This is a genomic window from Rosenbergiella sp. YN46 (assembly GCF_036620675.1).
GTDB lineage: Bacteria > Pseudomonadota > Gammaproteobacteria > Enterobacterales > Enterobacteriaceae > Jejubacter.
Map to the genome: position 1 here is coordinate 1 of NZ_JAZHEE010000053.1, position 19,195 is coordinate 19,195.

Genomic DNA, 19,195 nt, shown 5'->3' on the forward strand with positions numbered 1-19,195 from the left:
TCCATAGCGGTGACCTCTGGCGATTAAATACACCATCATCATGCCTTCAGCCACCACAACAAGGGAAGACCCATATAAATACAGTATCCCGTATTTTTGAGACAATCAAGCATGCCGGAGCCCGATTAGGTTATTGATATGATGCAAAGGGAAATTTTGATCGATGGGAAAAACGGGCCTGTAACAGGCCCGTGAGACTGATGACAAACCCCAGGCCGAACTCGTTCGGCCAGAATCACCAGAAAAATAAACAAGGAAAATCAATTTATTGATTTTCGGCAGCTCAACCACAAAGAGGGAAAAACCACGTTTTTTCCCTCTTTGTCATTAACCTGACGGGCCCGCAGCAGGCCCGTGGTAACCGCTCTCAGATTTCTGCGCTGTCCTGCTCGTCAAACACCTGCTGGGCCAGGTGCAGCGTGGCGTTGGCGGCGGGCAGACCGCAATACAGTGCCGAATGCATAATCAGCTCTTTCAGCTCGTCCCGGGTGACGCCGTTATTGCGGGCGGCGCGCAGATGCATTTTCAACTCCGCTTCGCGGTTCAGCGCAATCAGCATAGCGATGGTTATCATGCTGCGGGTATGGCGGCTGAGCCCCGGTCGGGTCCAGGTCTCGCCCCAGGCGTAGCGGGTGATAAAGTTCTGGAACTCTTCATTCAGCGGACTCAGGTTTTCCAGCGTTCTGTCGACATGGGCATCGCCCAGCACCGCGCGCCGTACCGCCATTCCCTGCTGATAGCGTTCATCATCGTGCATGATTTTCCTCCTGCTGCTGTAAAAAGCCCAGCAGCGCGGCACTGAACTGGCTGGCGGCTTCGATGTTCGACAGATGCGAAGCGGGCAGCGTCACCATCCGGGCACCCGCAACCTGGTCGCGCAGGAATTCGCTGTCTGCGACCGTGGTCACAGGATCCGCCTCGCCGGCAATCAGCAATAGCGGCAGCGTTATCTCCCCCACTTCCGCCCGCAGGTCGGCGCCAGCCAGCGCTTCACAGCATTCGGCGTAGCCTTCAGCGTTGCTGGTGGCAAGCGTATGTACCAACGGCTCCACCACGGCAGGCGCCTTCTGGCGGAACGCCCGGGTGAACCAGCGATCGGCGGCGCCGGCGGCCACCACCGGCATTCCCTCCTGGCGTACGGTGCGGGCCCGGGAAAGCCAGCCCGCCTGGTCCCCTATCTTCGCCGCACTGTTGGCAACCGTCACACTGTCAAAGCGCTCCGGCGCAAAACGCGCCAGCCACAGGCCAGTCAGCCCGCCCATCGAGATCCCGCAAAAATGAGCCTTATCAATCCCTTCGCGGGTCATGATATTCAGCACATCCTCGCCCAGTTGCGCCAGAGTCACCTTTCCGCTCTTACGGGTCTGCCCGTGGCCGTGAGTGTCGTAACGCAGCACCCGAAAGTGCGGCAGCAGCGCGTCACGCTGGGCGTCCCACATCGACAGGTCGGTTCCCAGCGAGTTAGAGAAAATCACCACTGGCGCGTCATCGCACCCTTCAAGCTGGTAATGAATGGTCATAACGATTCCTTACTGCGCGCCAGCACCTGGCGCAGAAAATGGTCGGCACTGCCGGTGGCCCCGGCGGGGTCCAGCAGGCCCGCAATCTGTGATTCAGACAGGTAACGACTTACCGTATCATCCTGGCGCAGCAGGCGTGCCAGCGGCTGCTTCTCATCCAGCGCCCGATGGCACAGGCGCTCAACCAGATGGTGAGCCTGGGCCTTCCCCATCTGCGGCGCCAGCGCCAGAGTGACCGATTCCGCCATAATCAGGCCATGGGTGATCTCCAGATCCTGGCGCATCTTTTGCGGATAAACCTGCATCCCCTCCGCCAGCGTCAGGGCATTTTCCAGCACGCCGCCGGTCAGGGTCACCAGCTGTGGTAGCGTTTCCCATTCCGCCTGCCAGCCTCCCAGCGCCCGTTCGTGTTGCTGATTCTGGGCGGCATACAGGGTCGCCATCAGCCCCGGGATCCGGCCTGCGCTGCTGAGGATCGCGGCGCAGGTGACGGGGTTGCGCTTGTGCGGCATGGTCGAAGAGCCGCCACGACCTTGCGCCACCGGCTCTGACACTTCGGCCACTTCGGTCTGCATCAGCAGCGCGAAATCGCCAGCCAGCTTGCCCAATGAAGCGGCAAGAGTGGCGAACCAGCTTGCCGCCTCCAGCAGTCGATCGCGCTGGCTGTGCCACGGCGTATCGGGAACGCCAAGCGCCAGCTCCCGGGCCAGGGCCTGAATCACCGCTGGCCCCTGCGCCTTTAACGACGCCAGAGTACCTGCGGCGCCACCGAGCTGCACCACCAGCAACCTGGGGCGCATTTCAGCAAGCCGCGTCCGGTGGCGCAGCAGTGCATCCAGGGTTCCCGCCAGCTTCAGGCCGAAAGTGGTCGGCAGCGCGTGCTGTAGCCAGGTTCGCCCCGGCATCAGGGTGGCGGCATGGTCTTCAACCAGGCGGGTCAGTGCGACGATCAGGCGGTTCAGCCGCGTTTGCGTCTGCGTCAGCGCCGCGCGCAGTTGCAGAATCAGCCCCGTATCGATGGCGTCCTGGCTGGTGGCTCCCCAGTGTATGTAGCGGGCCGCCTGTTCATCTTCGCACCTGACCACGGCAGTCAGTTGTTTAACCAGTGGAATGGCGAGATTCCCCGCCAGCGCCGCCTCCCGGGCCAGAGCATCGCTGTCCAGCCGCGCCACCTGGCAGCAGGCGTTAATGATCGCCGCCGCTTCCCGGGGCACCATATCGCAGCTCGCCTGGGCGCGGGCCAGCGCCGCCTCAAAGTCCAGCATCCCCTGTAGCAGAGCCCGATCGCTAAAACAGTCGCTGAGCGATGAGCCGTGAAACAGCGGGGTGTAAAGTGACATTATCTCTCCTTATGCGCGTTCCAGCACCAGGGCAATCCCCTGGCCCACGCCGATGCACATAGTGCACAGCGCATAGCGTCCGCCGCTACGTTTAAGCTGATAAGCCGCCGTCATCGCCAGTCGCCCACCGGAAGCACCCAGCGGATGCCCCAGCGCGATGGCACCACCGTTGGGGTTCACATGGGCCGCGTCGTCCGGCAGCTCCAGCGAACGCATCACCGCCAGCGCCTGGGCGGCAAAAGCTTCATTCAACTCGATAACGTCCATTTGCGCCAGGGAAAGCCCGGTCTGCGCCAGCACTTTTCTGACCGCCGGCGCCGGGCCGAAGCCCATAATTCTCGGCGCCACGCCAGCCGTCGCCATGCCCACCACCCGGGCCAGCGGCTGGAGGCCGTTATCGCGCATCGCCGTTTCGCTGGCCAGTAGCAGCGCGCAGGCGCCATCGTTAACCCCGGAAGCGTTACCTGCGGTGACGGTACCGTCCGGACGCACCACTCCTTTGAGTTTAGCCAGGGCTTCCGCCGAGGTGGAACGTGGATGTTCATCGCGGGTAAACAGCAGCGGCTCGCCCCTGCGCTGGGGGATCGAAACCGGGATCAGCTCATCGTCAAACAGCCCCAGCTCCTGCGCCCGGGCGGTACGCAGTTGACTGCGCAGCGCGAAAGCATCCTGATCGATGCGGTTGATATTGAAGTCACCGGCCACGTTTTCAGCGGTTTCCGGCATTGAGTCCACCCCATACGCCGACTTCATCAACGGGTTAATAAAACGCCAACCGATAGTGGTATCTTCCATTTTCATGGCGCGGCTGAAGGCGTTGTCCGCCTTGCCCATCACAAAGGGAGCCCGGGACATGCTCTCCACCCCACCGGCAATAATCATCTGCGCCTCACCGCTCCTGATAGCGCGCGCCGCCATGCCGATAGCGTCCAGGCTGGAGCCACACAGCCGGTTAACGGTGCTGGCCGGAACGCTTTCCGGCAGCCCGGCCAGCAGCAGCGCCATGCGCGCCACGTTGCGGTTATCTTCCCCCGCCTGGTTGGCGCAGCCGTAGAGCACATCGTCGAGTTTGCTCCAGTCCAGGCCAGGGTGGCGTTCCCTCAGCGCTTTAATCGGCAGCGCCGCCAGGTCGTCTGCCCGCACGGTGGAAAGCGTACCGCCATAACGACCAAAGGGAGTACGTACCGCATCGCAAATAAATGCCTGAGTCATGTGATATTCCTTATGCGCTTTCCGCCAGAGGTTCAAAATTAAGCGTCACCGGAGTGATTCGCTGGAGTTCCTGAGCCGGCAGGCCATTGAAAATCTCCCTGACCACCGGGCCCTGAGGGGTAATATCGATCACCGCCAGATCGGTGTAGATTCGGCTGACGCAGGCCACGCCGGTCAGCGGATAGCTGCAACTTTCCACCAGTTTGCACTGGCCGTCGCGGGTCAGGTGATCCATCATCACGAAGACCTGGCGGGCGCCGATAGCCAGATCCATGGCGCCGCCCACCGCCGGAATGGCGTCCGGCGCGCCGGTGCTCCAGTTAGCCAGGTCGCCCCGGGTCGAAACCTGGTAGGCTCCCAGCACGCAGATATCCAGGTGGCCGCCGCGCATCATGGCGAAGGAATCGCCGTGGTGGAAAAAGCAGCCGCCTTTCAGCAGCGTGACCTGCTCTTTTCCGGCGTTGATCAGTTCCGGATCCTCTTCCCCTGGCGCAGGTTTCGGTCCCATCCCCAGCAGCCCATTCTCACTGTGCAGGAAAATCTCTTTATCGGCAGGAAGATAGTTGGCGATACGGGTAGGAAGCCCAATCCCCAGGTTGACATACGCTCCTTCCGGGATATCGCGCGCCACACGCCGGGCCATTTCGTCACGGGTCAGTTTGTTCATAATTTGCTCCTCAGGCGCTCTGTGCCACATCGTTATCCAGTCCTATCAGACGCTGCACAAAGATCCCCGGCGTAACGATATGCTCCGGATCCAGTTCGCCCAGCGGTACAATACGGCTTACTTCAGCAATAGCCGTGGTGGCGGCCGTCGCCATAATCGGGCCAAAGTTACGCGCCGCCTTGCGGTAGACCAGATTGCCCCAGCGATCGCCCAGATGGGCCTTAATCAACGCGAAGTCAGCTTTGATTGGGTATTCCAGCACATAGTGGCGGCCATCGATTTCCCGGGTCTCTTTATCCTGAGCCAGCGGCGTACCGTAGCCGGTAGGGGTGAAAATAGCCCCCAGCCCGGCGCCACCCGCCTGGATACGCGCCGCCAGATTGCCCTGGGGCACCAGCTCCAGTTCCACTTTGCCGCGGCGATACAGGTCATCGAAAATCTGCGAATCCACCTGACGCGGGAAGGAGCACACCATCTTCCGCACCCGCCCGGCCTTCAGCAGCGCCGCCAGCCCTACTTCACCATTACCTGCGTTGTTATTAATAATGGTCAGGTCGCCAGCGCCCTGCGCTATCAGAGCGTCGATCAGGGCAGTCGGTTGACCGGCGGGGCCAAAACCGCCAATCATGATGGTGGCGCCGTCATGAATATCGGCCACCGCTTCCTCCAGCGAGGAGACGCTTTTATCAATCATCACTCTGCTCCTTGTTGTGCGTACATCGCACAAAATTGCATTCTTCGGCCAAAATGTGAGCCTGTTAACGAACAGGGTCAAGGGCGATAATCGAAATATGGTGCGATTATCGAACATCATGTATCTTTCTTCCTGGAGTGTGATCGATGGCAAAAATAACGGAGGGAAAAATGGAAAAAGAGCGCGACCATTACGTGGGCGGCGAGCGGGATCCCTTTAAGGGCGATCCCAATTTTATGACTTCGCTGGCGCGCGGACTTGAGGTTATTCAGGCCTTTACTCCACAGCGGCGGGTTCTGTCTATCTCCCAGATCAGCCAGAAAACCGGCATTCCCAGAGCCGCGGTGCGTCGCTGTCTCTACACCCTGGGCAAGCTGGGTTTTGTCTACGCCGAGGATGGCAAAAACTTTCAGCTACGCCCGCGGATTCTTGCGCTGGGCCACGCCTGGCTCGCCTCCACCCCGCTGGCTAAATCGGCCCAGCCGGTGCTCAGGCAGCTAAGCGAAATGCTCAATGAGTCCTGCTCTATCGCTATCCTGGACGGCGACGATATCCTTTATATCGCCCGGGCTTCCAGTTCGCGCATTATGACCATCGATCTCGATATCGGCAGTCGTCTGCCTGCCTGGTCCACCTCCATGGGACGGGTGCTGTTGAGCCATCTGCCGGAAGAGCAGTTAAATGATACCCTCGCCCGGGCTACCATGATTCGCTATACCCCCCAGACGCTGGGCTCGGTCAGCGAACTCAAAGAGGAGCTAAAACGGGTGCGTCAGCAGGGCTATGCCCTTAACGATCAGGAGCTGGAAATGGGACTACGCTCCATCGCCGTCCCGCTGTTTAATCCGCAGGGCGGCGTGGAAGCGGCGCTGAATGTGGGAGTGCATGCCGGGCAGGTTCCGGCGCAGGAGTTACGCGAGCGGGTATTGCCGCAGCTCCTGGCTGCGGCGCAGGAGCTATCGCTGCTGATAAACTAAGAGGGCGCATTAACCACGTCGGGCCGCGTGACGCTCCCGGTTATCCAGCTTCGCCAGCGCTGATTTACGCAACGAGACATAGCAGGCACCAGAGCCGCCGTGCTGCGGCTGGGCTTCGGCAAAGGCCTGCACGTATTCGAATTCAGGCAACCAGCGCGCCAGATAGCTACGCACCACGTTGGCATGGGCGTTATCTGCCCGGGCGCGGCCATGAACGATAAGCAGATTGCGCAACCCGTCGTGCTTTGCCTGCTGGATAAAAGCATACAGCATCCGACGACACTGCTCGACCGGCTGCTGCCGCAGATTCAGACTGGCCTCACGGCCGTACTTTCCTTTGCGCAACTTATCCAGCACGCCGGTTTGCAAACCGTCACGCCGGAACAACAGCGGTTCGCTCAGCGGGACTATCTCCAGAAAGCCGGTAGTCAGAAAGTTATCGAGTTGCAGATCGTCGCTGTAACGACGGATGCGCGGCGTCCGGCTTTTTTCCCAGTGTACGTCAGCGCCCGACTTCAGGGGCCTGACGTCTCCCACCGCATCAAGAAACAGGGTTTTCTCATCCGGATTCATGGTCAAACCTCCGGCCATGGCAACAACAGAAGATATATCACTATAGCGCCCCGCCTCCACAGGCTCAACGGGGGCGCGGCGCGGGGCGTTACAGCGTGGGGCGGGAAGCGGACTGCTGTTCCAGGCGGCGAATGGTGGCGCGGGCATCGGCCAGCTCCCGGGACTGGCGTGATTCCAGTTCGCTCAGCGTTTTTTCACGCCCCATCAGATCGTTGATGGTCTTCTGCTGCATTTCCGCCTTACTGATGGCCGCAATTCTGGCGGTATCCGCCTGAACGAACAGGCTGTGGTGATAAAATGCCGACCAGCCCAGACCGCCGACCAGCGACAGGACAAACGCGGCAATCGCCACACGATAGCGGCGATCGATATCGGACCAGCCGCACGGCTGGTAGTGTTCACGTTGAGTGTGCTTTACCATTTCGGGAACTCCAGTGCCTGAACCACAGGCGAAAACGACCAACAGTGTTCTGCGGCTTGCGTCTTACGCGCGCCGCTTTTGCTCTTTTTATCAGGAAAAATTAAGAATATCACAGAGTACTCTGCAGGCGGAATGGCCGAAAATGCCAGTAATCGTGACTCAATTTATAACATCAGATCGGGTAGCCGCCTGCCCCTGGCATAAAAAGCCTTAAACACGACAGATCAAAGCATGGCTACTGGTGATGATTGCGGCGGAATAATGCCCACTCTTCAATACGCTCTCCTGATGGCAGATTGCAATACCCCACCTCACCTTCCGGTGTCTTAACCATCTCCAGCTTTCCCCCCTGGTCAATGCAGTACACCGAAGCCGGGTTGGCCATACCAACCGGCCTCTCGGATTCCTGGTGAGCAGAACATCCAGTAACAAGAACGACAGCAGCAAATATCATTTTTTTCATTGGCCTTTTCTTTATCCAGTTAAGAAATCCTGAGAGAGATGCTACACCGTCAGATATGCAAAAACCACATCACCACAGGCATTCCTGTCTGACTGCAAAGAGAGTCTCCCGGGCCTGTGAGGAAAATTAAATGCACCCCTAAAACCATAAGCGTCGGAGCGACTAACGCAAAGCCTAACATTACCAGCCCAGAAATAACCCAGTATCATAGTCGTTGCCGTTTTGACTCTATTTAACCCCATTTCCACCATCAAATAACGTTTTGAACTCATCAACAACCACATCGATAAAAACACGTAATTGAGGGGGGATAAATCTTTGCCTGGGATAAACGATGCTGATTGTATCTTTCCGCGAATACCAGTCGGGCAATAATCGGATTAATGTTCCATCGGCAAGATCATCATGACACTGATAGAGCGGCAATAAGGCAATTCCCTTTCCTTCCCTGACCATATATCTGAGAAGCTGAATATCATTAATGCGTAAATGACCTGATATCGGAATAAGTATCTGCTCATTACTTTTCCTGAGTGTCCAGCTGTCTGTGCAATGAGGAGAAAACAGCAGACAACGATGGCTATAGAGCTCATCGGGCTTTTGTGGCGCAGGACACTCTTTCAGATAACGTTTTCCGGCAAACAGTCCCCATTCAGCTACGGCTATCTTCCTGGCCACAAGAGAAGAGTCTTTCAATTCGCCCACACGGATTGCCACGTCAAACCCTTCCCTAACCAGGTCAGCATGGCGGCTCATGAGCTCGATTTCCGGCCGAATGCCCGGGTAGCTTGAGTATAATCGGTCAATAATCGATGACAGGACATGATCCCCTAAATCGATAGGGGCAGTCACGCGCAAGTATCCTGATGGCATCCCCGTTGAAGTGATGACCGAGGCTTCAGCATCCAGTAGCTGGCGAATGCCATCGACTGCAATCCGATAATAAATTCTCCCCGCTTCCGTCAGATTTATACGCCGGGTGGTGCGTTGCAGCAGGGTAACGCCAAGGTATTCTTCAAGTCTGGAGACACGGTTACTGACCGTAGAAACAGGCAGACGTAACTGCTTTGCCGCAGCGCTAAATCCACCAGCCTGCACAACACTGACAAACACTCTTACCTGATTCAGATCCATTATCCATCCAGTTAGAAAATGTTTTCCAGATATACAGTCTAGCGAACCTCTAACAGCCCTGTCATGCTGGTACGGTAAAAATTCACTGCACCTGTATTCGTTAGCCGGAGAGACGTTATGAGCAAACCCTATGTTCGCCTCGATAAAGATAATGCGGCAGTACTGCTGATTGATCATCAGTCCGGATTGATAAATATCACTCGGGATTATAATCCTGATCAGTTTAAAAACCGTGTGGTAGGTTTAGCTGACCTTGCTAAATTTTTTAAACTTCCTGTCATTCTGACGACCAGCTTTGAAAATGGGCCTAACGGGCCAATCGTACCTGAATTACTGGAACGCTTTCCGGATGCCCCATATATCGCCCGCCCGGGACAAATTAACGCATGGGATAACGAGGATTTTGTAAACGCGGTTAAAGCCACCGGCAAGAAACAACTGATTATCGCCGGTGTCGTAACGGAGGTCTGTGTCGCTTTCCCGACTTTAGCCGCTCTGGCCGAAGGATACGAAGTCTTTGTTATTGCAGACGCCTCTGCGACCTTTGATACAGTCTCGCGGGAAACGGCACTGGACAGGATGCGAGACGCCGGAGCGCAAATCCTTACATGGTTTGCCGCTGCCGGAGAACTACAGCGCGACTGGCGTAACGATATGGAAGGTTTTGCTGGCATTCTGGGGCCACATATTGCTCCTTACGCCAATCTTATCCAAAGTTTCACCCGCGCCCAAAAAGACGCTGGCTCTCAATAATTTTCTGAACGTTGCCATGGAGGGCGGCGATGAAAAACACTAAAGCTGGTACGCTTCCCTGCCTTTACGCAAGCCACATGCCGTTACATCTCTTCACTCTTCTTCCAGCTATTTTGCGATTGGCATCAAACCATCACTCCTGAGGCGGGCTCGCCAGAAGCACACAAGCGGCGGAAGTGGCTGATAAGTAAAGCGGTAAGCGGCGTTGGCGGCGTATCGCGGCGCTGAATCAAATAATAACCCGCCATGGGTAACAACTCCTGAATATTGACTCGTTCTAGCAGACCGCGATGCTGCATATCCTGTCCCATATCTTCCGGCAGCACGGTCAGATAGTCGCTGTGGGTCGCCAGATTAATGCTGGAGGTGAAGGTTTCACATACCACGCCGATGTCTGGCTGAATCCCCTGGCGCTGAAAGAACTCCTCCATCTGGCGGAAATAGCTGCCCTGCGGCGACGGCATAGCCCAACGCCAGGCACCGAGCTGCGCCAGGTATCGGGCCGCGATGGCGGGATGATCCGGACGGGCGAAAATCGCGAAACGCTTTTCCAGCAGCTTTTCAAAACTGAACTCGCGTTCCCAGGGGCCGCGGTACCAGGTGTTGATAGTGAAATCGAGCTTGCCCTGGCGCAGTTCATCGATCATCGATACCAGTTGCCCTTCGACAATTCTGACCTTCACCTCCGGATGCTGACGCTGGAAGTTCGCGATAGCCGTCGGCATCAGACTGCGCGAAATGCTGGCCCCCAGCCCAATATTCACCTGGCCACGAAACTCCCCCAGGCTCTGGGCGATAGCCTCTCTGGCGGCGCGCAGCTCTTCCAGGATCAGACAAGCGTGCTGGAAGAAGCGTTCGCCACATACCGTCAGCGCTACCCCCTGGCTACGACGCACAAAGAGCTGCGCCCCCATCCCCACTTCCAGTTCGCGAATCGATTTGGTCAGAGCCGGCTGCGATACCGCCAGGGTGCGGCTGGCGCCGCGAATACTGCCATGGCGCGCCACCTCTACGAAGGCGCGAATCTGGTGGAACTTAATCTGAAAAGCCATGCCCGGACTCCGATAACCGTTATTTATCAAACGAAACAAACTGTCATCTACTGTAAATCAAAGCGATATGCCAGAGTGATTCCTGAAAGGCAAAAACGTAGATTTAGCGCAATGCAATAAGTAAAAGCTATCACAACGTGAACTGAATCACAGAAAACACTTATATCAGGAGCAGAGATGAATTCGCTGACACAACAGATTGAAGCCCTGGCCCCTAAACTGCGCCAGTGGCGCCGCGACTTTCACCACTATGCCGAGTCGGGCTGGGTCGAGTTCCGCACCGCCAGCCTGGTCGCACGCGAGCTGGACAGCCTGGGCTGGCAACTGGCGCTGGGACGCGATGTTATCAGCGCCGATGCCCGTATGGGGCTGCCGGATGCTGATACCCTGGCCGCCGAGGAGCAGCGCGCCCTGGCCCAAGGCGCTGACCCCCGCTGGCTCCCTGCCTTTTCCGGTGGTTTTACCGGCCTGGTCGCGACTCTGGAAACCGGCAAACCCGGCCCCGTGTTCGGCTTTCGGGTGGACATGGACGCGCTGGATCTCAGCGAGCAGCAGAGCGCACCACATCGCCCGGCGGCGGAGGGCTTCGCCTCCTGTAACCCCGGTATGATGCACGCCTGCGGCCACGACGGCCATACAGCCATTGGACTGGGGCTGGCGCATCTGTTAAGCGCCCTGAAACCACATCTGCACGGCACTATTAAACTGCTGTTCCAGCCCGCCGAAGAGGGAACTCGTGGCGCTCGCGCGATGGTGGAGGCTGGCGTGCTGGATGATGTGGACTACTTTACCGCCATCCATATCGGTACCGGCGTGCCGCCAGGCGAGGTGGTGTGCGGCAGCGATAACTTTATGGCCACCACTAAGTTCGATGCCCTGTTCCGCGGCACTGCGGCCCACGCCGGCGGTAACCCCGAACAGGGGCGCAATGCCCTGCTGGCCGCCGCCCAGGCCGCACTGGCTCTGCACGCAATCGCGCCCCACAGCCATGGCCCGTCGCGGGTCAACGTCGGTGTCATGCAGGCTGGCAGCGGGCGTAATGTGGTGCCTGCCGATGCCCTGTTGAAGGTGGAAACGCGCGGCGCCACCGATGAGATTAACGAGTATGTATTTGCCCGCGCCCGTCAGGTTATTGAAGGCGCGGCGATCGGTCACGGCGTACAGCAGGAGATCCGCCTGATGGGCGCCGCCACCAGCAGCCATCCTTCCCCGGAATGGGTCGACTTTGTTCGCCGTCAGGCTGCCCTTATCCCCGGCGTCGAACGCGCCGTGCCGCGCTGTGAAGGCAGCGCCGGTTCGGAAGATGCCACGTTAATGATGGCCCGGGTTCAGGCCCGGGGTGGCCAGGCCACTTATATGGTGTTCGGTACCACCCTCAGTGCGGGCCACCATAACGAATGCTTCGATTTTGACGAGGGCGTGATGTCCACGGCAGTCGCCACCCTGGCGAGCCTGGTGCTCAACTTTCCACAGTCCGGAGACGCATAATGAAAAACCTGTACCCATTTGTCGATGACGCTGTCGAAACCCGGCGTGCGCAGTTTATCGCGCTTGCCGATGAGATCTGGGATCATCCGGAAACTCGCTTCGAAGAGTTCTGGTCGGCACAGCGACTGGCCGATGCGCTGGAAGCGGAGGGTTTTAGCGTAGAGCGCGGCGTCGGTGGTATTGAAACCGCATTTATCGCCAGTTACGGCAGCGGCAGTCCCGTTATCGCCCTGTTGGGCGAATATGACGCGCTGGCGGGGATGAGCCAGCAGGCAGGATGCACGGAGCCAGAGCCGCTGACTCCCGGCGCCAACGGTCACGGCTGCGGCCATAATCTGCTGGGTAGTGCCGCGCTGGCAGGCGCAGTGGCGGTCAAAGCCTGGATGGAAAATCAGGGTGGCCAGGGAACGGTGCGCTTCTACGGCTGCCCTGGCGAAGAAGGCGGCTCCGGAAAAACCTTTATGGTACGCGAGGGATTATTTGACGATGTCGACGCTGCCATCACCTGGCATCCGGAAGCCTGGGCAGGCATGTTTAGTCTGGCGACCCTGGCCAATATTCAGGTGGCTTACCGCTTTCACGGCATAGCGGCCCATGCCGCCAACTCGCCACATCTGGGGCGCAGCGCGCTGGACGCCGTTACCCTGATGACCACCGGCAGTAATTTCCTGAACGAACATATTATCGAGAAGGCCCGGGTACACTACGCCATCACCGATACCGGCGGAATCTCGCCTAATGTGGTGCAGTCCCATGCTGAAGTGGTCTACCTGATCCGCGCCCCGGAAATGGCTCAGGCCAGAGAGATCCATCAACGTATTGAAAAAATCGCCCAGGGTGCGGCGCTGATGACTGAAACCCGGGTTGAGTCGCGCTTTATTAAGGCCTGCTCCGACTATCTGCCCAACCGTAATCTGGAAGCGGCGATGTACGAGGCGCTGCAGGCTTTCGGCACCCCGGACTGGAGCGATGAAGAGCGCGCATTTGCCGCCCGCATTCGCGCCACGCTGAACGAAAATGATATCACCAACAGCCTTAACAATATTGCCGGCACCGCCAATGAACGAGGCGAAGCGTTCGCCTGCCGTCAGCGTGACACCCTGCTGGTAGACGAAGTTGCGCCCTGGGAGCCAAATCGTGGTCTGCTGGCCGGATCCACCGACGTTGGCGATGTGAGCTGGAAAGTACCGGTGGCTCAGTGCTTCAGTCCCTGCTTCGCAGTGGGTACGGCGCTGCACTCCTGGCAACTGGTCAGCCAGGGGCGAACCAGCATCGCCCATAAGGGGATGCTGCTGGCCGCGAAAGTGCTGGGAGCGACCGCCATCCGGCTGCTGAGCGATCCGGAACTGGTCAAACGCTGTCGTCACGAGCTGGAGCAACAACGGGAAAAGCGCCCGTGGCAATGCCCGCTCCCGGATGATGTGACACCGTCACCTTTATCCGGCATCTAAAACAATAAATAACACAACAACACTCATAACAACATTCATCACAACCGAGGAACGCCCCATGAGTATGTCATCCATACCGTCGCATTCCCCTTCCCGCTTTTATGGCTGGATTGAAAAAGTGGGCAATAAGGTGCCGCACCCTTTTCTGCTCTTTATCTGGCTTATCATCATTCTGATGGTAGTAACGGCGCTGCTTTCAGCCTTTGACGCCAGCGTGCGCAGCCCGACCGACGGCAGCATCGTTCAGGTCAGAAATCTGCTGAGTGCCGAAGGACTGCACTGGTTTTTACCCAATGTCATTAAAAACTTCAGCGGATTTACGCCGCTGGGCGCCATTCTGGCGCTGGTGCTGGGCGCGGGTCTGGCGGAACGCGTCGGGCTGCTGCCGGCACTGATGGTCAAAATGGCCTCCCGGGTCAGCGCTCGCTACGCCAGTTACATGGTGCTGTTTATCGCCTTCTTCAGCCATATATCTTCGGATGCCGCACTGGTGATCATGCCGCCGATGGGGGCGCTGATCTTCCTGGCGGTGGGGCGCCATCCGGTGGCTGGATTGCTGGCGGCCATCGCCGGCGTGGGCAGCGGTTTTACCGCTAATCTGCTGATCGTCACTACCGACGTGCTGCTGTCCGGCATCAGCACCGAAGCGGCGCATGTTATCGATCCGCAGATGCACGTGAGCGTCATCGATAACTGGTACTTTATGGCGACTTCGGTCATCGTGTTGACAATAGCAGGCGGCCTGATTACTGACCACATTATCGAACCACGGCTGGGAGCCTGGCAGGGCAACAGCGATGAACGCCTGGAACAGCTCACAGCGGCGCAGAATCGCGGCCTGCTAGCCGCCGGGATCGCGGCGCTGCTGTTTATTGGCGCGGTAGCGCTACTGGTGGTGCCGGAACATGGTTTATTGCGCGATCCGGTACAGGGAACCATTCTGCCCTCACCCTTTATTCGCGGTATTGTGCCGCTGATCATCCTGTTTTTCTTTGTGGTTTCCATCGCCTACGGTATCGCCACCGGCACCATTCGCCGCCAGGGAGATCTGCCGGCCCTGATTATAGAACCGATGAAAGAGATGGCTGGATTTATCGTGATGGTCTTCCCGCTGGCGCAATTTGTCGCCATGTTCAGCTGGAGCAATATGGGCAAATTTATGGCGGTGGGACTGACCGACCTGCTGGAAAGCTCCGGACTGAGCGGCGTTCCGGCTTTTGTGGGTCTGGCACTGCTGTCATCGCTGTTGTGTATGTTCATCGCCAGCGGTTCGGCGATCTGGTCGATTCTGGCGCCGATTTTCGTGCCGATGTTTATGCTGATGGGTTTTCATCCGGCCTTCGCCCAGATCCTGTTTCGTATCGCTGACTCATCGGTGCTGCCGCTGGCGCCGGTCTCTCCGTTCGTACCGCTGTTTCTGGGCTTCCTGCAGCGCTATCGGCCGGACGCCCGCCTGGGCACCTACTATTCACTGGTGCTGCCCTATCCGCTTATCTTCCTGACGATCTGGCTGATCCTGCTGGTAGTCTGGTATCTCACCGGCCTGCCGATTGGCCCCGGCGTGTTGCCGCGACTGGCTGACGCCGGCTAACGCGTTATTTTTTAACGATTGATGCCCTGAAGCCGTTGCACAGCTGACAAACAGGGCATCTTCGTTAACAGTAAACGGCGTCACCAGACCTAACACATGAGGAAATATGGAACAGCGGAAACTCGGTAAGACCGGCATCGATATCGTCCCGCTGGTTTTCGGCGGCAACGTCTTTGGCTGGACGATTGACGAAAAGACCAGTTTCGAGGTGCTCGATGCCTTTGTTGACCACGGTTTTAACGCAATCGATACCGCCGATGTATATTCGCTCTGGGCGCCGGGAAACCCGGGCGGCGTTTCGGAAACCATTATCGGCAACTGGTTGAAGGCCCGTCCAGGCGTACGCGATAAGCTCGCCATCTTTACCAAAGTGGGCGCCGATCTCGAAAAACCCGGCCAGAAAGGGCTTTCTGAACGCTGGATCACCCAGGCGGTGGATAATTCCCTGAAACGGCTGGGCGTTGACGCTATCGATCTTTACTTCTCGCACTGGCCGGATCCGCAAACGCCGTATGAAGAGACGCTGGGCGCTTACCAGAAGCTGCTGAAGGCTGGAAAGATTAAAGCGATTGGCGCTTCGAACCTGGATGCTGCTCAGCTTGCCGACGCGCTGACGGTGGCGAAGCGCGAAGGATTGCCCGCCTATCAGGTTCTGCAGCCGGAATACAACCTCTATGACCGCAGCTCGTACGATGGCGCCCTGCGCGATCTGTGTATAAAGGAAGGGCTGGGCGTGGTGACCTACTACAGTCTGGCTTCAGGATTCCTGAGCGGGAAGTACCGCGACAAGGCTGACCTTGCGCAATCGCAGCGCAGTGATAAAGTCGCGAACTATCTGAATCCACGGGGTTATGCCATTCTTGACGCGCTGGATGCCGTCGCCAGCCGTCACGGCGTTCGTCAGGCGGAAGTGGCCCTGGCCTGGCTGATTCAGCGTGAAGGCGTGACCGCGCCTATCGCCAGCGCCACCAGCGTCAGTCAGGTAGAAAGTTTTGCCCGGGCCGCCTCTCTGACGCTTTCCGCCGGGGATGTGGCCGCCCTGGATAACGCCAGCGCCTGATCTTATCAATAGCCCATCCCAACAGGGCCGCTACCGCGGCCCTGCTTACAGACTGGTTGGCCCTGTCTTTCGCATGGTATCTTATCGCTAATCGCAAGCCAGAATTACCAACAGGAATTTACCATGCTGACGCTATTGCAGGATAAGATCGCCACCCCGCTGGGGCCTTTGTGGGTACTGTGCGACGAAGCATTTCAGCTGCGCGCCGTGGAGTGGGAGGAGCATGAAGATCGCATGGCTCAGTTGCTTGATATCCACTACCGCAAAGAAGGTTATCAGCGAGTTGACAGCCGGAACCCCGGCGCTCTCTGTGCCCGGCTCAGTGACTATTTCGATGGCGATCTCGGCGTGATTGACACCCTGCCCACCGCGACCGCCGGAACCCCATTCCAGCGCGAAGTCTGGCAGGCGTTGCGTACTATCCCCTGCGGGCAGGCTATCAACTACGGGCAGCTGGCACAGACGTTAGGCCGCCCTGGCGCCGCCAGAGCCGTCGGCGCGGCTAACGGCGCCAACCCGGTCAGCATCGTGGTTCCCTGCCACCGGGTTATCGGCCGTGACGGCACGCTTACCGGCTACGCAGGCGGCGTACAGCGCAAAGAGTGGTTGCTGCGTCATGAAGGCTGGCTACTGCTGTAAAAAACGATGCAATTTACCTTATAAATTCAGCAAGATGAATTTTACTTTAGGAAACGATTCAGGACATTTGCCATCAGCGTCGTAACCAGACTTACCATGGGGAGAAAATGATGTTAAAATTGACGCATATCAATTAAGGCCTGAGCAGACTTATGATCCCAGAAAAGCGCATTATTCGACGCATCCAGTCTGGCGGTTGTGCTATCCATTGCCAGGATTGCAGCATCAGCCAATTATGCATCCCATTCACCCTTAATGAACATGAGCTCGATCAGCTTGATAATATCATTGAGCGAAAAAAGCCCATTCAGAAAGGTCAAACGCTGTTTAAAGCCGGGGATGAGCTGAAATCGCTGTATGCCATTCGGTCTGGAACCATCAAGAGTTACACCATCACCGAACAGGGTGACGAGCAGATTACCGGCTTTCATCTGGCGGGCGATCTGGTGGGTTTCGATGCTATTGGCACCGGCCACCATCCGAGCTTCGCTCAGGCCCTGGAAACCTCGATGGTGTGCGAGATCCCCTTTGAAACTCTGGACGATCTGTCCGGTAAGATGCCGAACCTGCGCCAGCAGATGATGCGTCTGATGAGCGGCGAGATCAAAGGCGATCAGGATATGATTCTGCTGCTTTCCAAGAAAAATGCCGAAGAGCGACTGGCCGCCTTTATCTATAATCTTTCGCGCCGCTTTGCCCAGCGCGGTTTCTCGCCCCGAGAATTCCGCCTGACTATGACCCGCGGCGATATCGGCAACTATCTGGGGCTGACGGTTGAGACTATCAGTCGTCTTCTGGGCCGTTTCCAGAAGAGCGGCATGCTGGCGGTGAAAGGCAAATATATCACCATCGAAAACAGCGACGCACTCTCCCTGCTGGCGGGCCAGACCCGTAGCGTGGCATAACCACGGCTTATCTCTCTTTGCCGGGCCAATAAATTTCCTGATTTATTGATCCGGCAAAAGTTTCTTTCCTGTTTAATTACGCTATGCCAGGTTAATCTTATCTGTAAACAGACTGCGGTTTTACAGTTGTAAGGAGACCCTGTATGGCGAAGTATCAAAACATGCTGGTGGTTATCGACCCCGATCAGGACGACCAACCAGCTCTGCGACGAGCAGTGTATCTGCATCAACGGATTGGCGGCAGGATCAAAGCCTTTCTGCCTATTTATGATTTTTCATACGAGATGACCACGCTTCTGTCGCCCGATGAACGCACCGCCATGCGTAAAGGAGTCATCAGCCAGCGCACGGAGTGGATCAAAAATCAGGCGCGCTACTATCTGGACGCAGGTATCCCCATCGATATTAAAGTGGTGTGGCACAACCGCCCTTTCGAAGCCATTATTCAGGAGGTCATGGCCTGTGAGCACGATCTGGTGCTGAAGATGGCCCATCAGCACGATCGGCTGGAAGCGGTTATCTTCACTCCTACCGACTGGCACCTGTTGCGCAAGTGCCCTTGCCCGGTCTGGATGGTCAAAGACAAACCCTGGCCGGAAGGCGGTAAAGCGCTGGTGGCCGTCAACCTGGCCAGCGAAGAGCTGTATCACAATTCGCTGAACGAAAAACTGGTGGAAGAGACGCTGCGGCTGGCCGACCAGGTCAACCATACCGAAGTTCACCTGGTGGGCGCCTACCCGGCTACGCCCATTAATATCGCCATTGAGCTTCCTGACTTCGATCCCAGCGTCTATAACGACGCCATTCGCGGGCAGCACCTGCTGGCCATGAAGGCGCTGCGGCAAAAATACGCCATCGCCGAAAACATGACCCACGTAGAGAAAGGCCTGCCGGAAGAGGTTATCCCTGATCTGGCCGAACACCTGCAGGCGGGCATCGTCGTGTTGGGCACCGTGGGCCGTACCGGTATCTCTGCCGCCTTCCTGGGCAACACTGCTGAACAGGTGATCGATCATCTGCGTTGCGATCTGCTGGTGCTCAAACCCAATGACTATCAGACGCCGGTGGAGCTGGATGACGAAGAAGACGACTGATCGTCGCCCATAAAAAAAAGTTCATCGCGGATTGTCGTGAAGCCACGCTAATCCGTGATAAACCATAAAAAAACGCCCGCGATTGCGGTAATGCCAGTCAGTTAAGCAACTGACTGGCTGTTTTTCTCCGGGCCCTGCTGTATTTCTGGGGCCTCTCTTTT

The 19,195-nt window shown here is 57.6% G+C and carries 20 protein-coding genes; 9 read left to right on the plus strand and 11 right to left on the minus strand.

The window, feature by feature from the left end:
- Window positions 1–367: 367 nt before the first annotated feature.
- From pcaC to V3W49_RS21465, 6 genes are read right to left on the minus strand one after another with little or no spacing between them, the layout of a single operon-like run.
- A complete protein-coding gene (gene pcaC, locus V3W49_RS21440) occupies window positions 368–757 on the minus strand; it encodes a 4-carboxymuconolactone decarboxylase (RefSeq protein WP_500147994.1) in 390 nt (129 codons plus the stop codon).
- Window positions 747–1,520 carry a 3-oxoadipate enol-lactonase gene (gene pcaD / locus V3W49_RS21445; protein ID WP_500147995.1) on the minus strand — a complete coding sequence of 258 codons (774 nt, stop codon included), beginning with the start codon at window positions 1,518–1,520 and terminating at the stop codon, window positions 747–749. The genes pcaC and pcaD overlap by 11 nt, the downstream gene beginning before the upstream one ends.
- Window positions 1,517–2,860, minus strand: a complete 1,344-nt coding sequence (locus V3W49_RS21450; RefSeq protein ID WP_500147996.1) for a 3-carboxy-cis,cis-muconate cycloisomerase — start codon at window positions 2,858–2,860, stop codon at window positions 1,517–1,519. Before V3W49_RS21450 ends, pcaD begins: the two co-directional genes overlap by 4 nt.
- A 9-nt stretch (window positions 2,861–2,869) precedes the next feature.
- Entirely contained in the window at window positions 2,870–4,072 is a 1,203-nt protein-coding gene (gene pcaF, locus V3W49_RS21455) for a 3-oxoadipyl-CoA thiolase (RefSeq protein WP_500147997.1), read from the minus strand.
- 10 nt (window positions 4,073–4,082) lie between these two features.
- Window positions 4,083–4,739 (minus strand): 3-oxoacid CoA-transferase subunit B, encoded by a 657-nt coding sequence (locus tag V3W49_RS21460; RefSeq protein WP_500147998.1) that lies wholly within the window; start codon window positions 4,737–4,739, stop codon window positions 4,083–4,085.
- Window positions 4,740–4,749: 10 nt separating this feature from the next.
- Window positions 4,750–5,433: a 3-oxoacid CoA-transferase subunit A gene (locus tag V3W49_RS21465; protein ID WP_500147999.1), complete on the minus strand. Its 684-nt coding sequence runs from the start codon at window positions 5,431–5,433 to the stop codon at window positions 4,750–4,752.
- Between the two features lie 170 nt (window positions 5,434–5,603).
- Between V3W49_RS21465 and V3W49_RS21470 the strand changes: the two genes are divergently transcribed.
- The gene (locus V3W49_RS21470) at window positions 5,604–6,410 is read left to right on the plus strand and encodes an IclR family transcriptional regulator domain-containing protein (RefSeq protein ID WP_500148013.1); all 807 of its coding nucleotides are present in this window, start codon (window positions 5,604–5,606) and stop codon (window positions 6,408–6,410) included.
- A 9-nt stretch (window positions 6,411–6,419) separates the two neighbouring features.
- Here V3W49_RS21470 and smrA read toward each other — a convergent pair whose 3' ends face one another.
- From smrA to V3W49_RS21490, 4 genes are all read right to left on the minus strand, one after another.
- On the minus strand, window positions 6,420–6,983 hold the full coding sequence (gene smrA, locus V3W49_RS21475) for a DNA endonuclease SmrA (RefSeq protein ID WP_500148000.1): 564 nt from the start codon (window positions 6,981–6,983) through the stop codon (window positions 6,420–6,422).
- A gap of 88 nt (window positions 6,984–7,071) precedes the next feature.
- Entirely contained in the window at window positions 7,072–7,404 is a 333-nt protein-coding gene (locus V3W49_RS21480; RefSeq protein WP_500148001.1) for a lysis system spanin subunit, read from the minus strand.
- 235 nt (window positions 7,405–7,639) lie between these two features.
- Window positions 7,640–7,867: a putative hemolysin gene (locus tag V3W49_RS21485; protein WP_500148002.1), complete on the minus strand. Its 228-nt coding sequence runs from the start codon at window positions 7,865–7,867 to the stop codon at window positions 7,640–7,642.
- A gap of 228 nt (window positions 7,868–8,095) precedes the next feature.
- Entirely contained in the window at window positions 8,096–9,001 is a 906-nt protein-coding gene (locus tag V3W49_RS21490) for a LysR family transcriptional regulator (RefSeq protein ID WP_500148003.1), read from the minus strand.
- 117 nt (window positions 9,002–9,118) lie between these two features.
- On the opposite strand from V3W49_RS21490, the gene ycaC reads away from it, so the two are divergent.
- Window positions 9,119–9,754 (plus strand): isochorismate family cysteine hydrolase YcaC, encoded by a 636-nt coding sequence (gene ycaC / locus V3W49_RS21495; protein WP_500148004.1) that lies wholly within the window; start codon window positions 9,119–9,121, stop codon window positions 9,752–9,754.
- 125 nt (window positions 9,755–9,879) lie between these two features.
- Here ycaC and V3W49_RS21500 read toward each other — a convergent pair whose 3' ends face one another.
- Window positions 9,880–10,806, minus strand: coding sequence for a LysR family transcriptional regulator (locus V3W49_RS21500; protein WP_500148005.1), 927 nt, complete (start codon window positions 10,804–10,806; stop codon window positions 9,880–9,882).
- 177 nt (window positions 10,807–10,983) lie between these two features.
- On the opposite strand from V3W49_RS21500, the gene V3W49_RS21505 reads away from it, so the two are divergent.
- From V3W49_RS21505 to uspE, 7 genes are all read left to right on the plus strand, one after another.
- A complete protein-coding gene (locus tag V3W49_RS21505) occupies window positions 10,984–12,294 on the plus strand; it encodes a M20 family metallo-hydrolase (RefSeq protein WP_500148006.1) in 1,311 nt (436 codons plus the stop codon).
- Entirely contained in the window at window positions 12,294–13,745 is a 1,452-nt protein-coding gene (locus V3W49_RS21510; RefSeq protein WP_500148007.1) for a M20 family metallopeptidase, read from the plus strand. The genes V3W49_RS21505 and V3W49_RS21510 overlap by 1 nt, the downstream gene beginning before the upstream one ends.
- A 58-nt stretch (window positions 13,746–13,803) precedes the next feature.
- Window positions 13,804–15,336, plus strand: coding sequence for a p-aminobenzoyl-glutamate transporter (gene abgT, locus V3W49_RS21515; RefSeq protein ID WP_500148008.1), 1,533 nt, complete (start codon window positions 13,804–13,806; stop codon window positions 15,334–15,336).
- Between the two features lie 106 nt (window positions 15,337–15,442).
- A complete protein-coding gene (locus V3W49_RS21520) occupies window positions 15,443–16,396 on the plus strand; it encodes an aldo/keto reductase (RefSeq protein WP_500148009.1) in 954 nt (317 codons plus the stop codon).
- Window positions 16,397–16,519: 123 nt separating this feature from the next.
- On the plus strand, window positions 16,520–17,035 hold the full coding sequence (ogt, locus tag V3W49_RS21525) for a methylated-DNA--[protein]-cysteine S-methyltransferase (RefSeq protein ID WP_500148010.1): 516 nt from the start codon (window positions 16,520–16,522) through the stop codon (window positions 17,033–17,035).
- Between the two features lie 152 nt (window positions 17,036–17,187).
- A complete protein-coding gene (gene fnr / locus V3W49_RS21530; protein ID WP_500148011.1) occupies window positions 17,188–17,940 on the plus strand; it encodes a fumarate/nitrate reduction transcriptional regulator Fnr in 753 nt (250 codons plus the stop codon).
- Between the two features lie 143 nt (window positions 17,941–18,083).
- Complete coding sequence (uspE, locus tag V3W49_RS21535; RefSeq protein ID WP_500148012.1) at window positions 18,084–19,034, plus strand: universal stress protein UspE; 951 nt, start codon at window positions 18,084–18,086, stop codon at window positions 19,032–19,034.
- The last annotated feature ends 161 nt before the right edge of the window (window positions 19,035–19,195 follow it).